The sequence below is a fragment of the Acetobacter vaccinii genome, assembly GCF_008365315.1.
Classification (GTDB): Bacteria; Pseudomonadota; Alphaproteobacteria; order Acetobacterales; family Acetobacteraceae; genus Acetobacter; species Acetobacter vaccinii.
In genome coordinates this window covers 2,428,436-2,449,249 of record NZ_CP043506.1, presented here as the reverse complement: position 1 = coordinate 2,449,249, position 20,814 = coordinate 2,428,436, and the positions used below count along the sequence as shown (strand labels likewise).

At 50.7% G+C, this 20,814-nt stretch carries 18 protein-coding genes; 5 read left to right on the top strand and 13 right to left on the bottom strand.

Annotation, left to right across the window (positions count from 1 at the left end):
* Positions 1-16: 16 nt before the first annotated feature.
* Positions 17-2,221, bottom strand: a complete 2,205-nt coding sequence (locus FLP30_RS10985) for a TonB-dependent siderophore receptor (RefSeq protein WP_149279846.1) — start codon at positions 2,219-2,221, stop codon at positions 17-19.
* An 81-nt stretch (positions 2,222-2,302) separates the two neighbouring features.
* On the bottom strand, positions 2,303-3,601 hold the full coding sequence (locus FLP30_RS10980) for an NtaA/DmoA family FMN-dependent monooxygenase (protein ID WP_246856510.1): 1,299 nt from the start codon (positions 3,599-3,601) through the stop codon (positions 2,303-2,305).
* 202 nt (positions 3,602-3,803) lie between these two features.
* Here FLP30_RS10980 and FLP30_RS10975 point away from each other — a divergent pair, with 202 nt between their 5' ends.
* On the top strand, positions 3,804-5,147 hold the full coding sequence (locus tag FLP30_RS10975) for an LLM class flavin-dependent oxidoreductase (protein WP_149279845.1): 1,344 nt from the start codon (positions 3,804-3,806) through the stop codon (positions 5,145-5,147).
* Between the two features lie 28 nt (positions 5,148-5,175).
* On the top strand, positions 5,176-6,507 hold the full coding sequence (locus FLP30_RS10970; protein ID WP_149279844.1) for an LLM class flavin-dependent oxidoreductase: 1,332 nt from the start codon (positions 5,176-5,178) through the stop codon (positions 6,505-6,507).
* Positions 6,508-7,085: 578 nt separating this feature from the next.
* Here FLP30_RS10970 and FLP30_RS10965 read toward each other — a convergent pair.
* The 3 genes from FLP30_RS10965 to FLP30_RS14120 all read right to left on the bottom strand — a co-directional run bounded on the left by FLP30_RS10965 (position 7,086) and on the right by FLP30_RS14120 (position 8,921).
* Entirely contained in the window at positions 7,086-7,817 is a 732-nt protein-coding gene (locus tag FLP30_RS10965; protein WP_149279843.1) for an ABC transporter ATP-binding protein, read from the bottom strand.
* Positions 7,817-8,611, bottom strand: coding sequence for an ABC transporter permease (locus FLP30_RS10960; protein ID WP_149280350.1), 795 nt, complete (start codon positions 8,609-8,611; stop codon positions 7,817-7,819). The genes FLP30_RS10965 and FLP30_RS10960 overlap by 1 nt, the downstream gene beginning before the upstream one ends.
* Positions 8,612-8,723: 112 nt before the next feature.
* Positions 8,724-8,921, bottom strand: a complete 198-nt coding sequence (locus FLP30_RS14120) for a hypothetical protein (RefSeq protein ID WP_168200017.1) — start codon at positions 8,919-8,921, stop codon at positions 8,724-8,726.
* Here FLP30_RS14120 and FLP30_RS10955 point away from each other — a divergent pair.
* Positions 8,920-9,807, top strand: a complete 888-nt coding sequence (locus FLP30_RS10955; protein WP_246856509.1) for an ABC transporter substrate-binding protein — start codon at positions 8,920-8,922, stop codon at positions 9,805-9,807. The two genes, FLP30_RS14120 and FLP30_RS10955, sit on opposite strands and share 2 nt — an antisense overlap.
* Positions 9,808-9,831: 24 nt before the next feature.
* Positions 9,832-11,007 (top strand): acyl-CoA dehydrogenase family protein, encoded by a 1,176-nt coding sequence (locus FLP30_RS10950; protein WP_149279841.1) that lies wholly within the window; start codon positions 9,832-9,834, stop codon positions 11,005-11,007.
* A 213-nt stretch (positions 11,008-11,220) separates the two neighbouring features.
* On the opposite strand, the gene FLP30_RS10945 is transcribed toward FLP30_RS10950, so the two are convergent.
* Entirely contained in the window at positions 11,221-11,685 is a 465-nt protein-coding gene (locus tag FLP30_RS10945; protein ID WP_149279840.1) for an Lrp/AsnC family transcriptional regulator, read from the bottom strand.
* A gap of 247 nt (positions 11,686-11,932) precedes the next feature.
* Between FLP30_RS10945 and FLP30_RS10940 the strand changes: the two genes are divergently transcribed.
* On the top strand, positions 11,933-12,955 hold the full coding sequence (locus FLP30_RS10940; protein ID WP_149279839.1) for a multidrug resistance efflux transporter family protein: 1,023 nt from the start codon (positions 11,933-11,935) through the stop codon (positions 12,953-12,955).
* Here FLP30_RS10940 and FLP30_RS10935 read toward each other — a convergent pair.
* The 7 genes from FLP30_RS10935 to FLP30_RS10905 form a co-directional block, all read right to left on the bottom strand.
* Positions 12,949-13,923, bottom strand: coding sequence for a hypothetical protein (locus FLP30_RS10935; protein WP_408834565.1), 975 nt, complete (start codon positions 13,921-13,923; stop codon positions 12,949-12,951). The genes FLP30_RS10940 and FLP30_RS10935 overlap by 7 nt on opposite strands.
* A gap of 14 nt (positions 13,924-13,937) precedes the next feature.
* Positions 13,938-15,431, bottom strand: a complete 1,494-nt coding sequence (locus FLP30_RS10930; RefSeq protein WP_246856508.1) for an amino acid permease — start codon at positions 15,429-15,431, stop codon at positions 13,938-13,940.
* Positions 15,432-16,081: 650 nt separating this feature from the next.
* Positions 16,082-16,723: a DNA oxidative demethylase AlkB gene (gene alkB, locus FLP30_RS10925; protein WP_149279838.1), complete on the bottom strand. Its 642-nt coding sequence runs from the start codon at positions 16,721-16,723 to the stop codon at positions 16,082-16,084.
* A gap of 541 nt (positions 16,724-17,264) precedes the next feature.
* Positions 17,265-18,653, bottom strand: coding sequence for a tetratricopeptide repeat protein (locus FLP30_RS10920; RefSeq protein WP_246856507.1), 1,389 nt, complete (start codon positions 18,651-18,653; stop codon positions 17,265-17,267).
* Between the two features lie 169 nt (positions 18,654-18,822).
* Positions 18,823-19,389: a YceI family protein gene (locus tag FLP30_RS10915; protein WP_149279837.1), complete on the bottom strand. Its 567-nt coding sequence runs from the start codon at positions 19,387-19,389 to the stop codon at positions 18,823-18,825.
* On the bottom strand, positions 19,386-19,958 hold the full coding sequence (locus FLP30_RS10910) for a cytochrome b (protein ID WP_246856506.1): 573 nt from the start codon (positions 19,956-19,958) through the stop codon (positions 19,386-19,388). Before FLP30_RS10910 ends, FLP30_RS10915 begins: the two co-directional genes overlap by 4 nt.
* Before the next feature lie 53 nt (positions 19,959-20,011).
* On the bottom strand, positions 20,012-20,629 hold the full coding sequence (locus FLP30_RS10905; protein ID WP_149279835.1) for a YceI family protein: 618 nt from the start codon (positions 20,627-20,629) through the stop codon (positions 20,012-20,014).
* Positions 20,630-20,814: the final 185 nt, after the last annotated feature.

The following is a 20,814-nucleotide window of genomic DNA, read 5'->3' as shown; positions in this document are numbered from 1 at the left end:
CTCCCCCTCAAAACGTTCAGAAATCGATCCGTGCGCTGAGTGAGACTGTTCGAGGGTCTCCAGGCAGAGCAGCCATATTGCCGTAAGTGGTCCAATAGCGCTGTCCGCCCAGATTACGGATCATCCCCCTGAAGGTTAAATGATGTTTACCAACAGGCAGGGCATAATTGGCTCCGATATCCCACACCCGATACGATGGGAGCGAAAGTGTATTGGCAGCCCCATCATACATTGAATCCACATAGCGGAAGTACGCATCTAGGCTGAGTCCTTCCACCCGTGGCACACGGTAATGGAGTTGCGCAGATGCCTGTAAAGGGGCTGTCCCTTCAACATGGTTGCCAATAATAGCTGATGCAGCTTTTTGGTAACGGGCCGAAAGATAGGTAATACCCCCTGATACAGTCAGACGAGGTGTAACTGCAAACGCGCCATTGATTTCGACACCCTGATAACGGGCCAAACCATCCTGCATGTAATAATTCTGGGCATTGGTATAACCCGTGCCACTATCAAGCCGAAACAGAGCACCTGTTAGAGACCATTTTTTCCGAGCAATTTTTATACCTAGCTCATAGTTACTGCTTTCCATTGGGGCAAAAACTTCATTCCGATTGACATTACTGCTCCCTGCCTGCCCACCACTTTGCATGGCCTGAACGTAACTAAAATAAACATTCAAACCCGGATCAACCTTGTAGGTCAGGGCGAAAACCGGCGTAATAGGAGTGTTTCTATGGCTCGCAGTTCTTGCACCCGTTGGGGAAAAATCGTTTTCACTATACCATGTGTACCGAAATCCGGCGAGCAATGACCAGTTGTGCCATGTGACCGTGTCACTTAAAAATGGGGCAATCTGCTGGTAGTCAATATAATGGTATAAGCGCGGATGATAGAAATCTGCCGGTGTATGCCCCGATAGACTTGGAATATCATTAAAAATATTCCCTGTTGAAATAACAGTATTGGTCGTCGCATTTGCATCTGTATCATACAGCTGATGTTCCCAGGAAACACCTGCAACAATATCATGCCGGAAAGGACCTGTGTCCACGTGCCCTTCCGTTACTTCCTGGATCTGGTTGTACCACCACTGCCTTTGAATGAAAAAAGCATTATCATGATAATCCCCCTGATTATTCGTCATGGTCATGATTGTACCAGGGAAATCTTCATCCAGAACAGAATAACGATAGGATAAGCGAGAATGCCAGTTCTGGTTTATCTCCCACGTTAACCCTGCCGTCACTACTTTCATGTCATTCGTTTTCCAGCTTCCTCTTGCACCAAGCTGGGTACGACCACTGACCGACGGCAAGGACGTAACCGTAGAAGCAATGGACAGCGTGTTGATCATGTTTTCCTGCAAAGTTTTCATGAAAAACATGCTGGCATCCCATTTCAGGGAACTGGTAATTTTACCGTCAAACGCCAGTGTCACACCGTCCCTGCGCATCGTGCCGCCGTTGAACAGATTGCCAATCTCGTTGGAGAAGGAAAAACGATAGCGCAGCCTTTCCCTATCAATAAGAGTGCCCCCGGCATCAATCATCTGCCGGAAAACGGCATCGGATCGATAACCGGCCTCCAATGACAGTGTTGAAAGATCATGCGGTTTTTTAATTTCAAAATTGACAACACCACCCGGGGCCCCAAAACCATACATAAAGGCCGAAGCCCCTTTAATCATCTGGATGCTTTCAAAATTCTCCACGGGCAGGTCAATGGACCAGTATGGGATAGCCAGACCATCAACTTTGTAGCCATTCAAGGAATCAACCGCGAGGCCTCGAATTTTAAAACTCGCCCCAGAGGCAGCCCCACTCCCACTATTAGCAATCGTTACTGAGGAATCCTGGGCAAAAACAGCATTAATATCAGTCGCCTGACGAGCCTGGATCGCTGCGGCCCCGACAGAGACTACTGAAAACGGAGTATCAAAAACTGAGCGACGGCCAAGAGCCCCATCATTGACTGCTGCGTTCAGAGCCCGCCCTACTCCACCAGAATGAACAACCACATTCTCCGCAGACCGGCTGACAGTCGCCGCCTCCTTTGCTTTCAGGTCAGTTTTTGCCACGCTTTTGCGATTTTCCTTTTTGATCTTTGGCAAATGATCAGCAGAGGCCGCAATCAGCGACCCTTCAGGAACGCACGTTACCAAACCGGCAAAAGCAAAAAGCCCAAAAGAACGAGAGAGAAGTTGATCTTTCCACAGCATGTTTTGTGTCCAACAACATCCGGTGCTGCACCGGCAATAATTACAGAAAAAACCCGGAAATACGTATACGGAAAGGTGACTTTAAAGCTTCAGATGATCGCGAAGAGTGTTCCCCTCATAATCGCGCCTGAAAACACCTCGCCGCTGTAGTTCTGGCACCACAGACGAAAAAAACAGGTCATCGGATGCCGGACAATAGGGAGGAATAATGGTAAAGCCGTCTATTCCAGCGTCCTCAGTCCACGATATCATCTGGTCAGCAACAGCCGTCGGTGATCCTACAAAAGTCGGAAACGACAAATTCCGTGCATAGGACAGCGCCGTCTGCTCCAACGTCATGCCCCGCGCTCTGGCATCTGCAACCAAAGGCACAAAACGCCCACGGCTACCGCGAATTTCAGTATCCAGATCAGGGATCAGTTCATCCTGTGGATACAGAGCGAGATCATGGTTCATGCTTCCCGACATAAAAGTCAGACCTGCAAGAGGATGGATAAGGGCATCCAACTCCTCCTGAAGGGCTTCTGCTTGTGCTGTGGTTTCGGCAACGATTGGAACACAACCGGGAAGGATACGAACACGATGAGGATCACGCCCTGCCTGGGCCACCTTTCCCCGAAACTCTGAGATAAACTGACCAGCCCGAGATATGTTCGGCAGAACAGGGAAAATGACCTCAGCATGGCGTGAAGCAACATGAGAAAAATACTCAGACACACCAGCCTGAATGAGCACAGGACCCAAGTCATCATAGGGTGGTAGATTTAATGGCCCTGCTACCCGAAGGTGCTGCCCTTCATAATGGATCGGCCGCACATGCTCTGCCTGCGCATAAACACCGCTTTCCCGGTCCCGCACGACAGCACCTGGTTGCCAACTGCGCCAAAGCGCATTGACAACCTCTATAAATTCCCCAGCACGATCATATCGTTCAGCATGTTCGAGATGGCGCTTGCGCCCAAAATTCTGTGCCTCACTATCGCTCACAGAGGTTACGGCATTCCATGCCACCCGTCCGCGGCTATAGTGGTTGATTGAGCCGAGCATACGCGCAACGTGATACGGCTCTGTATATGTTGTGGAAACTGTTGCCGCCAGACCGATCCTGTCTGTTAGGACCGACAATGCAGACAGCAATGTCAATGGCTCTGGTGAACCCACAGCGCGACTGGTTACTGTGGCCGCAATGGACCCACCATAATTGCCATCAATGGCCAGTTTATCAGCAATAAAAACCATATCCAGTGCGGCGCGCTCTGCCTTGTGAGCAAGGGCCACATAAGCTCTGATATCCATGTGGTCAGCCTCGGACGCGTCAGCATGACGCCAGCCCCCTAAGTGCAAGCCGGAAAGAGTCAGAAACAGAGCCAGATGCACCACGATACCTCATGAAGAAATGCGACAGCATCACTTTATTCGTGGGAAATCAATTTTCTCTAACAAGTTTTTCTTTTTATTGAATCAATACATCATAATTGATCGGGACTGTTTTAGGCAGCGCATCCAAAGATTTAAAATTTCTCGTTAGCAAGAAAGAGTTTGCCCCGCCAATGTAACATGCCTATCGTTCAGGGAGATTTTCATGAGCCAGGTCAGACAAGGCACTCTCAAGCTTGGTGCCATTCTTGCTGGTGTCGGAACGGATTTCAGCCAATGGCGTGACCCGGAACTGCCGCCAAATGCCAGTATCGATATCGACTGGTACATCCACAATGCCCGACTAGCAGAAGACGCCAAGTTTGATCTTGTCTTCATTGTGGATAGTCCTTTCATTACCCCGGACACCGCCCCCCACTTTCTTAACCGGCTTGAACCCCTCACACTCCTGTCGGCACTTGCAGTGTCCACATCCCGTATTGGCCTCGTAGGCACGCTTACGACCACTTATTGGGAACCCTATAATGTTGCCAGGCTGTTTGGCTCACTCGACCACATCAGCAAAGGGCGTGCTGGCTGGAATGTGGTCACCACTGGCCTGGAAGGTGCATCGCGCAATTATGGTCAGGACAAACACCTTGACCATGCCCTGCGCTACCAGCGTGCAAAAGAATTTGTCGATGTGGTCAAAGGCCTTTGGGATAGCTACGAAGACGATGCTTTCCCCTATGACAAGGAAAATGATGTTTTCCTGAACAAGGCGAAACAACATGCCCTGAACCACAAAGGGAAGTTCCTGTCCGTTGCGGGGCCATTGGCGCTCAGCCGCTCCCCTCAAGGCTATCCGGTTATTTTCCAGGCTGGAGACAGTGACGCAGGCCGACAGTTGGGAGCAGAAATTGCAGATGGCACATTCGCTGCGACAGAAGATTTTGACTCTGCCCGTGAATATTACGCTGACCTGAAAGCCAGAGCCAAAGCTCTTGGCCGGGACCCTGAGGCTATTACGGTCCTCCCCGGCATTGCCCCCATCATTGCCGACACAGATGAGGAAGCCCAGCGTATTGCCGTTGAACGGGAAGGACTGGAGGATATCGAAAAAAGGCTTGTCGCTCTTGGGCGCGCCTTCAATTATCATGACTTCAAGCAATACCCCCTTGATGAGGCATTTCCTGATGTTAGTGGCCTGACACTCAACAGTTACAAAGGACATGCTGAGCGCATTCTGCGTGGGGTCCGCGCTGACAACCTGACATTGCGGCAGGCCGCAGAGCGTTACGGCGGTTGGCGCCTGAATTTTGTAGGATCACCAGAAACGGTTGCACGCGAGATCGAGCGCTGGTTCCTCGGTCACGCGGCAGACGGCTTTAATATCCGCGTTACAAATCCGCATGATTTCGCACTCTTCCGCGAACGCGTCATTCCCATTCTTCAGGCCCGAGGCCTGTTCAAAACTGAATATGAAGGCTCCACCCTGAGGGAGCATCTGGGCCTTGCAGTTCCAGACAACCGATGGGCTGTGTCGTCGCAGCATGTGGATGCAGCCTGAACACTCTTTATAAAAAAGGATTTTTGATATGGCAGATCATCGCAAAATCAAGCTCGGGTTCATCCTGCACGGTGTCGGGCGCACCTGGGATGACTGGCGCCACCCGGATCGGGACGTGCGAGCCAGCACCAATTTCGCGCTCTACCGCAAACAGGCTGAACTGGCTGAAAAAGGGAAGTTTGACTTCCTGTTTGTTGCGGACAGTCTTTCGATCAATGAAAAATCCAGTCCGCATTACCTTAACCGGTTTGAGCCTCTGACAATTCTATCAGCGCTTGCCGCAGTGACCGATCATATCGGCCTTGTTGGCACTCTGAGTGTCAGTTACACGGAGCCATTTAATGTGGCCCGGCAGTTTGCCTCTCTCGATCATATAAGCCATGGACGCGCCGGTTGGAACGTCGTCACGTCCTGGCTGAGTGACACGGCAGCAAATTTTAGCCGAAAAGCCCACCCTGCCCATAGCGAACGTTATTCCATTGCAGCTGAACACCTGACAACCGTACAGGGATTGTGGGACAGTTGGGAAGATGATGCCCTAGTTGGCGACAAAACCAACGGCGTTTTTGTCAATCCAAACAAGTTGCACAGACTAGACCACACAGGCCCTTATTTTCAGGTCCGTGGTCCTCTGAACATTGACCGCTCGCCACAGGGGCAGCCAGTTATCTTTCAGGCTGGCGCATCCGATACAGGCCGTGACTTTGCTGCCCGCCATGCAGAAGCTGTTTTCTGCGGCCCGGCCGACCTGGAAGAAGCCCGCATCTATTATGCAGACCTCAAGGAGCGTGCACGCAAACTTGGTCGAGAAAACAATGCCCCTCTCATTCTGCCCGGTGCTGCCCCTATCATAGGGCTGACTGAAGAGGACGCCGAAGCACGCTATCAGGAACTGGCGGCCCTGACCTCCCTGGACACAGGGCTTGGTTTTCTGTCCCGCTCCTTCAACGACCATGATTTCCGGCAATATGACCTTGATGGGGCTTTTCCTGAAGTTGAGCACATTGGCAATGAAAGCAACCAAAGCTCCTCACTGCGCATCCTCAAACGTGTCCGGGAAGGCAATCTGAGTATCCGACAGATTGCTCTTGAACTCGCCACGCCACGTGGTGACTTTGTTGGTACGCCAACCCAGGTTGCGGATGCACTACAAAACTGGTTTGAAACAGGCGGAGCTGATGGCTTTGTTCTGTTTGAGCCGCTCCCGGGGCAACTGGCCCTGTTTGTTGACCATGTCGTGCCTATTCTCCAAGAACGTGGGTTGTTTAAAACCGATTACGAATACAGCACTTTCCGTGAAAATCTTGGCCTCCCCTTCCCTACGAATCGTTATGCGGTTACTCAGGCTCAAACAGGCTGATTTCTAAATTATTATAAGTTCCCGTACTGCCTCACTTGAATGCACGTGAGGCAGTACTTTCTCGGTGCTGAACTCGTTTGTTCCTGCCTGCCACAGCGACGATATGCCTGCTTTACACCACATTCAGAATACTAACGGGTCGTAGTTATAATACGATGCAATTTTTACGGTGATGTCTCGGCATGAGGATACGCCGTACCGCTCAACAGTATCGTGTCTCTCTATCTCTCATTCATGAGAACATATAGCTCCAATGAAAAAACATCTATACTGAAAGCGCATTTTATAGAACTCAGCGCTCTTTAAGGATAAGGCTGTCGCAATTTAGCGAAGAGAGTACCTGCCCATGTTACTCACTGGGCCCCAATCTTTTTTATGGCCTGCTTATGTGTATCCGCAACCATATCAATAGAACAGCGCAGACCGCGCTATCACACATGGTGCGTGACTCTTTGAGCGCAATCAACCTTCGCAGAATGCTGCCACGGGCCTTCTTGATTTGAGCAGTCCACCTCAATCGCCTCAAAAAACCTAACTGCTTAACCGCAGCAGTCACCGGCATGGAAGAGGACCTGAGCCTAGCAGACCCCTAAATACTTCAAAAGCGTCGAGCGTAGTTTTTCAAACTCTGGATCGGCATGGCGGCGAGGTCTGGGCAGTGAGATCTGTAGCTCTGCCTTGATGCGACCGGCATCGAGCACCACAGCCCGGTCAGCTAGCAACAATGCTTCGTCCACATCATGTGTGACCAGAAGAACTGCTGCCTTGTGGCGTTGCCATAAGGCAAAAACCAGTTCCTGCATCCGTAGACGGGTCAGTGCATCCAACGCCGCAAAGGGTTCATCCAGCATCAGGAATTGTGGCTCTCGTATCAGCGCACGTGCCAGAGCTGCCCGTTGCGCTTCCCCCCCTGAGAGAGTAAGGGGCCATGCGTCCACACGGTGTCCTAAACCAACTTCTTCAAGGACCGGCAATGTCTTCTCTCGGGTCGCGTTCTCAAGGCCAAGTGTGATATTCCGCCACACTTTTTTCCATGGCAGCAAACGACTTTCCTGAAAAACGACAGCTATTTCCTCTGGTCGTGAAACCTTGCCCTCCGTGACCGGGTCCAATCCGGCAAGTGTGCGGAGCAATGTGGATTTGCCTGAACCACTATGCCCGAGCAAAGCCACAAACTCCCCCGGAGCAATGCTCAGGTTCAGATGATCCAGCACTCGTGGGCCACTACCAAAACGGCGGCTCAAGCCCTGGACGTCAACAACTGGAGGAGACAAGGACGGCAACGGAGAGATTGGAGCAAGGCTATTCATCACCGGACGCTCCTTCCCGAAAGGTGGACGGGGCGCCAAACCAGAGCCTGCCGTTCGAGCAAACGCACAAATTGATCTGATGCCAGCCCTAAAACTCCATAGACCGCCAGACCCACAAAAATGATGTCAGTCCGCAAGAAGTCCTGCGCATCCATCATCATATGCCCAATGCCACTATCAGCATTCACCTGCTCTGCGACGACCAGCATCAGCCACGAAATTCCCACAGCAAAGCGAATACCAACCAGCAGATCAGGCAAAGCCCCTGGCAGAATAACATCCCGAATGACCTGGAAGCGGGACAGACGCAGGGTGCGCGTCATCTCCAGCAGTTTGGGATCAATCGAACGGATGCCTTTATGCAGGTTGAGATAAATCGGGAACGTAGAGCCTAGCGCAACCAAAAGGATCTTGGGTGTTTCGCCAATGCCGAACCACAAAATGAATAATGGCACGAGAGCGAGAACAGGCAGCGTCCGAAAAATTTGGAGAGGAGCATCCACAATGTTCTCTCCCACCTTGGACAGCCCTGATATCAGCGCCAGACCTGTTCCCGTCAGAAGTGCCAGAGAAAGACCTGTAGCCGCTCTGAGTAACGATACTCCCAGATTGGTCAGCAGCGTGTGATCCTGCACAAGGCTCCAGCCTGTCGCCAAAATCTGTGCTGGAGATGCGACCAAGCGTGTGGAAAGCAAACCTGTAGAGCAGGCTATCTGCCAGACAAGAATAAGCACAAGAGGAGAGAGATAACGAGCAAGAGTATGCAGCAGACGAATCCCCCCAGCTTTACTCATTACATAGTGGGAAAAGCGGATAACCACGGGCCGCTTAAAGTCGGAAACAGGCTGGTGCGTATCGTGCAGGATTGTGCTGGACATTCCCTTGTGACTCCACAACTGTATATTTTCAGACCATCATTCTTCCATATTTACGTGGATATGGTGTGTGAAATATATTCATCGCACGTATTTTTGTGTTTTGATTGAAAATGCTGGATTGAAATGGTGGGTTAGGAGCGATGAAACCGTTTTTGCCACATACTCGAACTGCCAGAGGCCTGATGCAGGCCTGCCCCCTGTTATCGACCTTGCTGCTTTCGGCCATGCTGTGCCTGCCTGCACACGCCGAAGATGAGTTGATTGTGGCAGACCAGAAAGGCCAGCAAAAAGCCTTGATGGAAGCGGCAGGCACAGATCAGAACTTACCCTATCATATTCGCTGGGTAGAATTTGAAGCGGCAGCCCCCCTTCTTCAGGCTCTTGGTGCTGGGGCAGTGGACACCGGGATTGCCGGTGATGGCCCATTTTTATTTGCCTGGGGGGCTGGCCTGCACATCAAGGCAGCATGGGTTATTCCACCACGTGGAGCAGGCCAAGCGACAGCCATAGTGGTGCCAGAAGGTTCCCCCATTTCAGCACCGGACCAGCTTTCTGGCAAACGTATTGCCACAGGGCGCGGCTCTATCGGGCACCTTCTATTATTACGTCTTCTGGCGACAGGGGCAATTCCTGCGCCGGCTCCTCATATTGTTTTCCTCTTACCTGCTCAGGCAAAGGCAGCTTTGGATACAAAGCGTGTTGATGCATGGTCAACGTGGGAGCCTTATGTTTCCCTTGCTGTTATCTCCGGTCACGGACATGCCATAGCCGATGCTGCAGGGCTGATGCCAAACAACAGTTTTTTTGTTGCCAATACCGAGGCTCTTGCTCAAAAAAAACGACTCCTGGCTGATTTCTATCGTCGCATCACAGCAGCTTATGATTGGGGCACAAAGCACCAAGTCGCTTATGCCCATATTCTCGCCCGGCAGACGGGGCTGCCTGATGATGTGGCAATAGCTGTTGCACAAAAACTGATTGCTGTTCCCGCCCCTGTCACCCCGGATGTTATCCGGGCAGAGGACGGGGTTGTGGAGGCTTACCGATCTGCAGGTTTCATCGCCCGTACGGGTGATTTGAGTGATGCATTCGAGCAAAACTTGACACACTGAAGCCATAATAAGGATATTGTGACTATGGATGGTGCTCTCATGGCAGAAAAATCTACTGTCAGTCTTGATTTTCCTGAAGACTTGATAAACCGTTTTGCATCCAGGGCTGCGGAATCAGATCGCTTGGGTGAAATCAACTTCGACAATCTTGCTGACCTCCACAAGGCTGGCTATCTCAGCCTGACATTACCCCCGGATCAGGGTGGCCAGAGCATTACTCTTCGTCAGATCACCACCATCATTTCGCAAGTGGCAAAAGGTGACCCTTCTACCGCCCTGATACTCGCCATGCAGTATTTGCAGACAATTGCCATTCTGCTGTCAGAGACATGGCCCGACGACGTACGCAATGAGGTGCTTGATTCAATCGTTACGTCCGGAGCCCTGCTCAATGCTCTGCGGGTGGAACCCGAGCTAGGCACCCCTGCACGAGGAGGAATACCGGCCACCCGTATACGTCGTAAAGGAGACCGTTATTTTTTATCCGGTCGCAAAATCTTCTCGACCGGGTCATCTGCTTTACATTGGGGGGTCGTCTGGGGCGCGACAGAAGAAGACACACCCCGTATTGGACAGATCCTTGTCCCTCTGTCCTTACCTGGAGTGCGGATCGAAAAAAGCTGGCACCACCTTGGTATGCGCGCAACAGGCAGCGATACAATTATTTTTGAGAATGTCGAAATTCCTGAGCGTTATCTGATCAATTTCCATGAAAATGGAAAAAACCCAGAAACACCGCTTTTGGCAACATGGCATACAATCGTCATTCCAGCGCTCTATAACGCAATCGCTCATTCTGCACGGGACTGGCTGACCGACTTCCTGCAACAGCGTGTACCCACGGCTCTAGGACGCTCCCTGTCCACATTGCCGCGTTTTCAAACGGTTCTTGGGGAAATTGACGGCCTCTTGTTAACCAATGAAGCATTACTGGAGTTGGCTCTCAGCAAGGCTGAAAATCAGACGATCACCCTTGCTGAAGCCGGGCAGGTCAAAAGGTTGGTGACAGAGAATGCCATAGCTGCTGTAACCCGTGCAGTAGAAGTCACGGGCAACCCCGGCCTTAGCCAGAACAACCCTCTGGAGCGACATTATCGTAATGTTCTATGCGGTCGCATTCATACGCCACAAGCGGATGCTGTTCTGGAAAGTGCTGGGAGATCCGCCTTTGCCGCATCTCATGAGAAATCGGCTACTTAAGTTCATCCCATATTTTTGCATGGCGCAAAGCGGCAGCTTGAACATGTACGGGCATCGATCATATCACTGCCGCAATCATAGATTTTTCCCGTCTACGATAACAGGAAATAGCCTCTTTTAGAGTAAAAGAGGCTACTTTTCTCTCAAATATTCACTGTATGGCCGTGACATATTGCTTCCATGAGGAACAGGCTGGTACATAAGCCCCCTTCCCTAGAAATCGAAGGCGCGTGTATCAGCCACAGTTTTCAAGGTGAAGAAGGTGCGTGTCTGCCGGACAGATGGCAGCGTAATGAGTTTGCCAGCATGTAAGCGGTTAAAATCTGCGATATCCCGCACCCTGATCTTGAGAAAATAATCGAAGTCTCCCGCCACCAGATAACAGTCAAGGATGGAAGAAATCCGACTGACTGCGGCTTCAAACTCAGCAAAACTATCTGGTGTTGAACGATCAAGCACCACACCCACCAGCACAAGAGTGCCTAGATCGACTTTTTCCGCATCGATCATACCACGTACGTTTTTGACATAACCTTCATCAAACAGACGTTGGAGGCGACGATGGCACGTGGCCGGGCTGATATTGACCTCCTCAGCCAGATCCGCATTGGAAATACGCCCGTTGCTCTGCAAAAGGCGGAGAATCTTCCGGTCAGTTCTGTCCAACACACCCACCACGATTAAATCTTCCTGTTTTTCGCATTAATCCGAAATGATATTCCGAGTTTTTTCAAATTTTCCGACGATTATAATGTAATATCAATAAAAAACGGAAACACATTTCAATTCGGTATCGGTATATTATACCTACCTACTTTCCATTATAGAAGTCATCCATATCACTATGCCAGATCTCCCAACTACCGGTCATACGGTTTCTCCCTCTCACACAATACAGCCTGTTACAAGAGCAGCAGATGCCACTATGGGCGGGACCACACAGGCGCCACGCTTGATAGGCCAGGGGCTGGTTGCTTCTGCGCTGTTTTCCACCACATTTGTACTCAACCGCGCCATAAGTTTGCAAGGTGGACCATGGGTATGGAGTGCCTCCTTACGCTACATTGAAACAGCCATATTGCTGACATTCTGGCTATTACTTACCAAAGGTCCATCATACCTGGGTAAGTTAGGTCGGCTGTTTCTCCACCGGATATGGTTCTGGCTCGGCGCTGGCAGTATTGGTTATGGTGTATTTTATGCATGCTGCTGCTTTGCCGCCAATCATGCTCCGGGATGGATTGTTGCCGCAACATGGCAGGGCACTATTATCGCCACACCTCTTGTGCTGCGAGCTTTTGGAGACACAGTCCCACTTCGTGGTCTTGTTTTTCTAGGGTTAATCTTCATTGGCATCATTGGTCTCAATCTTGGTCAGTTGATGAGTGGCGTGCCGCTGGCGCAGGTACTGGCTGGTGTAATCCCACTCAGCATTGCAGCCTTCAGCTACCCCGTGGGCAACCAGTTACTCAACCGCCTGCGGCACAATACAGCCTCCATCTACCAGCCTTTACAGGACCCACTTGCTGCTGTGTTACTCATGACACTGGGAGCCTTGCCTTTTCTCCTTGGTCTGACCCTTCTTGTTCAGCCTCCGGCACCTGAAGTATCGCAGATTACTGCAACAGGCATTATCGCCCTGGTTGCAGGCTGCCTTGCCACGCCTTTGTTCATTCATGCACGCAATACATCTTCAAACCCCTATCTGATTGCAGCAGTTGATGCCACTCAGGCTGGAGAAGTTGTTTTTACTCTATTAGGTGAAAGCTTGCTAACAGGACATCTGTCATTGGGACTTGCTGACTATGCTGGTCTGGCAGCTGTCATAGGCGGACTGACAGGCTTTGCCCTGAGCGAGGAAAGTGCTGCACAAAGCATCGAGAGAGAAGCGCCGGAGATGGTAACACCCCCGGCGGCCCACAGAAAGGAAAGAGAAACCTCTCAGTAAAGGGCGTTAAATGCAAACTGGGGCGATATAACCCGCTCTGTATTATGGCCTGCATAATAAACAGAGACACCGGCAATAATACCGTAGCGGGGGCTCCAGTTATATTCGACTGCAGGGGCAATCTGCCAATCACCCGAGGGTGCACCAATTTGGGATATGGTCTGCCCTGTATTGATGTATCGACCTTGTAGCTTGGTGCCGTTGGACCAGTCCCGCGCGACATCCAATGCTAATACCCAGCGCTGATTCAGCCCATATTCAAGGGAAAAACCTGCCCCGCCATACATTCCAGGTTGAGCCCGCCCCTGAAACCCCTGTGTAGTACCATAGCTACTGACATCATGCAGGTGTGCCGTGTTAAGTGCCCGCCGGAATGTTGCCCAGACACGCAGACGCAACTCATGATTATTGGGAAGAGTGTAAGTCGATTGTTCAGTCAGAGCCACGCGATAGGTATAAACGCCACTCCCCACACCATCTTCCGCACGTCCCAGGCTGGAATAATCCCCTGTGGGAAAGGAAACGCCCGTAATCAGGTTCAAAGTTGGGATGTAACGAGCGGGATCAGCCGTCAGGTAGCGCCACATCAGATCAACTGGCACGTCCCCCAGTTTTAATCCGCTACTGGTACCCTCACCATGTTTCCAGCGGTAGCTAATGGTCGGCACAGTCTGGATGCTCAACGTGTCTGTAATGGCATATCGGTAGATTGTCAGGTTCGTTACAGACTGCTGGCGAGGGGAACTCATAGGAACCGCATCATTATGCGGGCCGATCATCCCTGATGGCACCGCGTAATACATATACGGCTCCAGCAAGAACATACCCTTTTTTGAGAGTGGCCCTGAGGGAGAGACAAGAGAGCCAGTGTACCATTGCTCGGCCTTGGCCTGGTGCACCTGCCCTGCAAGACTTCCACATGCTGTAATGAATGCTGACAGACACAGCACCTTTGCACTGCCAGCCATAGATGCTTTCCCGCTCATTGCGCATCCTCCCGATCTGAATCCGTTTCTGAACGGGGAGGAAGGGCATCTGTCAAAATGGCTGAAAACTGCGTCTGGGGCTCCACTGGGATAGGACGCCCCCCCATCATCTTCCAACCGATCACCAGCAACAATGCCAGAATAGGAACAGCAGCGATGGAATAAGTACCCGTCGGATAATCAAACGCCATAAGCACCAGAATACCGATGAAAAAGACCAATGTTGCCCATGTTGTATAGGGTGCGCCAGGCATAGCAAAACTGGTCGGTGCAATCCGCCCTGCATCAATGGCCTGCCGTAGCTTCATCTGGCATACCAAGATAAAGCACCATGTACTGATAACACCCAGAGAAGCCATGTTAAGCATGATTTCAAAAATCTGGGATGGCAGAAGGTAGTTCAACCCTACCCCAATCAGATAGATAGCAACAGTTGTAAGAATAGCGGCAGAAGGAACGGACTGTCTGTTCATACGGGAAAGATAACGCGGGGCTGCTCCATCCAGGGCCATAGTGCGTAAAACTCTACCCGTGGAATACAGACCGGAGTTCAGACTAGACAGTGCTGCCGTCAGCACCACAAGGTTCATGATGCCCCCCATGCCTGGCACACCCAGACGGGAGAAAAATGTCACAAACGGGCTAACACCAGCTTGATATGAAGACCATGGCAATAACAGAACTAATAATGTGACAGTACCAACGTAAAAAATAGCAATACGCCAGATAACGTTATTAATGGCTGCGGGCACAACTTCGCGTGGGTTCTGACATTCCCCTGCGGCTGTACCAATCATCTCTATACCAAAATAGGCAAACACCACACCCTGCATCAAGACCAATGCAGGCATAATGCCATGTGGGAAAATACCGCCATGCTCAGTAATTAAAGAAAACCCAGGAGTGGCCCCAGCGACAGGAGAATGCATCCCTAAAATGATCGACCCAACCGCAAAAAATATGACTAGAGCGGCCACCTTGATCAACGAGAACCAAAACTCCATCTCGCCAAACCATTTAACCCCCACAAGATTCATGGCAGTCACGACCACCAGCGCCATCAAAGCCATAACCCATTGTGGAACCGAAACGAATATGCCCCAATAATGCATATACAGTGCAACGGCAGTAATATCGACGATACCTGTCATAGCCCAACTAAAAAATGACAGAGACCCCGCAACATAAGAAGCACGAGGGCCTAGAAATTCCTGTGCATAGGACACAAAACTACCACTGGTTGGGCGGTACATAACCAGTTCGCCCAAAGCCCGCAGCATAAGAAATGCAAATACGCCACAAACTAGGTAAACTAAAGCCAGACCTGGTCCAACAGCCTGTAATCTGCTCCCTGCCCCCAAGAAAAGCCCGGTACCGATCGCACCGCCTATTGAAATCATTTGAATTTGTCGTTTGTCCAACGCCAAATGATATCCTTCGGAACTCTTATGGACCGGGTGTTTCTGCACTGGTTCCTTAAAAAAGCTCAATTTTTATTCTCCGCATTGCATGTACCACGCGCCAGAGAGCGTATTTGTTGCAATATCAACACTAACAGAAATTTTATGATGTGTATTTTTAAAGTAATACCTATATTTTATATTATATTTTGATAATTATAAAAAATATGAATTTCTATTCCAGAAAATTAGCAAAAAATGATTTTTTCTCGCGCTATAAAAAATTGACTTAAAAAAAATACTTATTCCTAAATGAAAAATATAAAATTCTATATTTCATTTTTATACCAACATGAAAAAAAATCGGCACCGGCCCATTGACTGAGCAGGTCAGTTTTTGCGCTCCACAACCATGCCCAATAGCCCACAAGTAAGAAAATTACGATTTTGTTATGGAAATTTTATACATGAATAACCGTTAGTGCTTGTATATCTACTCATATGTTTGCCCATGAGTAGACTGTGCCCACATACTTAAACCAACGTAAGGACTCAAAGCCCGGAAAATTTCCCGCTGCAGAACACACCATCCATCGATGGTGGTCCGGCCTAAAAGGCATTTAGAGTAAGGTTTTCACATAATATTCCAATGCCATGCACTAAAACGCTCCGGTCACTCTCGTGACAATCCTGCGTAGCAAGATCATAATGCAACCATCGACAACAGCGTAGATGATCCGTCAGTTTACTTTCCGAAACGTCAAGTTAAAGCGGATATCTCCGGTCGCAGGATGTTGACCATTTTTCAGAACGTCCACACCGTGAAAAATCATACGCGATGCCCCTCCCCAAACCACAACATCGCCATGCAAGACCTGATGCCTCTTGGGGCGAACAGTGCGGTGCAATCCGCCCCACAAAAAAATAGCAGGAAGCCCAAGAGAGACAGAGACAATAGGTGCTGTCAGATCCCGCTCATCCATATCCTGATGCAGGGACATCCGTGCGCCAGGCTGATATCGATTAATCAGGCAAGCATCCGGTACAAAATTTCGAAACCCAGCCTCCTGAGCAGCACGCTGTGCCAGATCAAGGAACAACAACGGAAACGCAGGCCACGCCTTGCCTGTCAGAGGATCAAAATCCGTATAACGATATCCAGTGCGGTCAGTAATCCATCCCAGATGGCCACAACTCAGCATAGCCACTGACATGCGTTTCCCACCAGGTGTTTCCATATGACGAAATGGCGTACGTGCCGATAGCTCGTGAATATGGTGTATCAAGTCATCCGCAATATCTCTAACAAAACCTCCCAGAAGGGTTGCCCCTGGGCCAAGCGTTACGTGGCGTCGCTCTTCCTCAAACAGATCATGGAGCATTATGAAAAATCAATCTGAGTATGTGTTAAACGTCGGATCTACCGTTACACACGCCGTAATGCATAGCGGCTTAATAATCGCTTTTCTGAAGCAGAAAACAAGCAACTGATGATTGCAGACATAAGTCCCTGCCCTATCAACATCAATTCATCAGCTCTGCAATCAGCTTCAGGCTCTACAAGGAGGCTGGAGATAAGTGACTTATATTGGCTGACTGCCAGTCAGGTCAGTGATTACACAAGGGTCGCAGCTCTTCTCGACAGCCAACAGGAAGTTCAATGGCTGCTGGTGGATCGAAGTTACAACGCCGACTGGTCCCGTCAGGCCTTGTATCACGGGACGGAAATCCCTCGCTCGTCCTGCCAATTACGACAGGCGGCACTATCATTGTATCAAGATTATGTCCGGCAGCCTCAAGGGCTGGAGACGTCCGCTACATGCTACGACAGCATGTCCCACTCTCTTTTTCTCCGCCTTCTGTCTATCTGCAACTGACATGTTCTAGCTCTAAGTCCTGAGCCTAGGCGAGTAACGAGATGTCTCATTCCCTATCAAAACTGGCATTGAATTTTTGCAGATCGACGCACACCCTCTCGATTGGGCCTCCCCAATCCAAAGGTTTGGCTTGTTGATATATACGCAGTGTGTCGTACCATGGAGTATCAATGCGGCGAGAAAGCCATCGCCAGCACTGATCAAACCGAGACAGCATCCAGATTGGCTTTCCCAGCCCTGCGGCCACATGGGCAGTAGATGTATCTACGGCAATGACAAGATCCAGCACATTGACAAAGGCTGCCGTATCATCAAAATCCCGCAACATAGCCGTATGATCAATTATTCTCATGCCATGCGGGGGCGTCTTGGCCTGCTCTGCCCGCTCTCCAATTTGCAAACTGTAGAACATGGCATCGGGGACTGCTGCCACCAACGGAGCAAAACTCGCAAGATCTGTTGAGCGACGCTGATCGATCAAAGACGCACCAGGGACATCCCTGTGGGGGCTGCCCGTCCATACCAACCCGACCCGCAGCGGTATTCGGTTGGATACCGGCCCTAGAGCAATATCCTTGTCTATTCTGTCACGCCAGACTGCAACTTTGTCAGGGTCAGCTCGCAGATATCCATTCGCAAAAGGGAGTGTGTCCAGAGTGGTACCGAGCGCAAAAGGTAAACTCATAACCGGGCATTGCACATCATACTCTGGAATCAGATCATCTTCTGAAATGAAGCAAGTAGCAGGAAACGACCGTTGCAGCAGGGACAGGAGCTCCTTCTGAACACGCACAATCACCCGGCCACACCGTTTTTCCGCTTCAGGCACAAAACGCACAAACTGGAGCATGTCACCAAAGTGACCATCAGCATGGATCAGTAAGGTCGCATCCGGGACGACTTCCCCTTTCCATTGCTCACGAGCCTGAAGGTCATTTCGAGTGCCGGGCGGTACCCAGCGCCACTCGTATTCCCTAAACCCATTCTGGTAATCACCTGCTGACAGCAGAGACCGCGCATGATTCATACGAGATTGCACATTGTCTGGATCAAGGCTGATCGCTGTCTGGTGAAAATTTTTGGCAAGAGCGTGTTCACCACAACAATCAAGTGCTAGGCCAAGATTACTGAGTGCCAACGCATGGGTCGGCATAATCTGCAAACCATTCCGGTAAGCGGCAATTGCATCACCATACTGCTGAAGCCGCTGAAGGCAGTTCCCGAGATTGCACCAGCCAGTCACACAAGCTGGATCAACCGTCACAGCCTGCACAAGCAATCGGCGCGCCTCATCATAAGCGCCAAGACTGCAAAGCAAGCCACCGTAATTACTGAGCAAATCAGCGTTCTCTGGAGCTTTCTGAAGTGCCACCTGATAGGCTTTCGCAGCCTCATGCAGATGCCCGGATAAATGGAGTTTCAGAGCCTGTTCCAAAAAACGATCCTTAGCCAGCCTTGTCAGATTACGCAGTCATCTCAACCGACTTATTACCTATGATTTTGCTTTGAATGCCAGCCTTTATAAAGGGAACCACAGCCTATAATTCAAAATCTGGAGGTTTGCAGAACCCTCCAGATAGGAACACAAAAGACATCTGACCCCTTCAGTCGCTGTGTGCCGTGACGTTGACGTCCACGCCCACTTCAAGGGCAACCCATTGACCCGTGGCCCAGGGACCGACACCAACATTAAAAGCCGAGCGAACAAGCTGAAGATGGCCTTTGGCTTGTAAAGTAGAACCTGAAATGTCGATGGTCAGTGGCAGACTAACGGGTTGGCTCATCCCCTTGATGGTCAAGGTGCCATCGGCATCATAGGCATTGCCGCCCTTAGCTTTGAAGCTCTTCACCTCAAAAACAGCCTCTGGGAATGCTTTGACATCAAACCAGTCGTGGCCCGGGAGGGCACCATCGCGCTGGCTGTCACCTGTTGTAGCACTTGCCATATCGATGATGATCTTCGCATGTCCGGCCTCCGGATGGGCTGGGTCAAACGAAATCGTACCGTTATACTTCCCAAAATGCCCTTCAAACGCCTTGCCAGTCTGGGTACCGGAGAAACCCAGCGTGCCGTTACCCGATGCCAACGTCCAGTCGGCCGCAAAGGTCGGCGTTGAGAGCAATAAACCAGCTACCGTGGCGACTGGCAAAAATCGGTTTAAAACCGTCATGAGTTGTCTCTCTTCTCGCTTGGTGTGGAGGATGCCCCTGGAAACGGCAGCATCTGACGAAGAACATGATCACGAAGCACAAACTGATGCCTAAGAGCGGCGGCAATATGGAGCCCAATCAGGGCAAGCAACATCCACGATGCCCAGTGGTGTACTACCTTCAGAGTGGCTTCGACCGGCTCCTTGTTGGACAAGGTCGAAAGCACTGGCAGATCGGGCCACGGCAGTGTTCCAAACAGAACGGTCGGAATACCCAGCACCGAGACTGATACCATCGCCCAGCCACTCAGGGGCAGGACAATCTGCAGACCATAGAGAGCAAGATGGGCAAGATGTGCGCCCTTTTTCTCCAACGCGGGCATATCTACAGGGAGAGCGGGAGCGCTATGCGTCAGACGCCAACCAATACGCAGAGCAATCAGCCCCATCACAGTAATGCCGATGGATTTATGCAACTGGTAGAGCTGGAACACGCGCATTGTATCGAGGTGGAGATGGTCCATGACCAACCCCATCGCGATCAGGGTCAGTATTCCCAGAGCGATCATCCAGTGAAGGATGATCGCCACTGTAGAATACCGCGTGGTCCCGCTCGCTACGCGCGCGGGCGAAGGCATGAGCGTCAGTCCTGCCGCTCGAAAGCGCCAGAAATGCGCAGAGTCACATCGTCAGACACGTAGGGCACATACATCTTCACGCCGAAGTCGCTGCGTTTGATGGTCCCTGTGGCTTCAAACCCTGTGGTATATTTCTTGTCCAGCGCATTTACCCCTGCCCCGATAAAATGCACTTTCAGAGTTTCAGGCTTGGTGACCCCGTGTAACGTCAGGTTGCCGGTCACGATGGCATCGTTCCGACCGGTGACACGGACGGATGTTGATTCAAATGTCGCATTCGGGAACTTCGCGGCATCAAACCACTGATCACCCTTGAGCTCATCGTCAAGCTTGGCACTCGTCGTCTGCACGGAGGCCACCGGAATGCTCACGGAAAGCCTTGATGACGCAGGATTTTTTGTATCAAGCTTTAGTGTTCCGGAAACATTGGAGAACACGCCGAGATAGTTTGTGAAACCAAAATGTAGCACAGAAAAACCAACCTGTGTGTGGCCCGGTTCAACAGCATACGTGCCAGACTGAGCCTGAGCAGCATTGGTTACAACCTGGGCAGAGGCCGGATTGCCTGCAAGCAGTCCGACAACAAGGGCAGCAGCAGGAAACGAAAGCAGATTGTACTTCATGGATTGACTCTCCGGTCGGTAATGAACGCATCTGGAAAACAGCGCCGTAGCGTTCGAAATGAACAACGGTCTCTGTTCCGCTAAGACCTTCATTACCGCCTGAAGATCAGGCAAGAAACAACAACGATGGAAATTTATGGTTTCCATATTTTATCTACAAGACACATGAGGCACCGGGATAATGG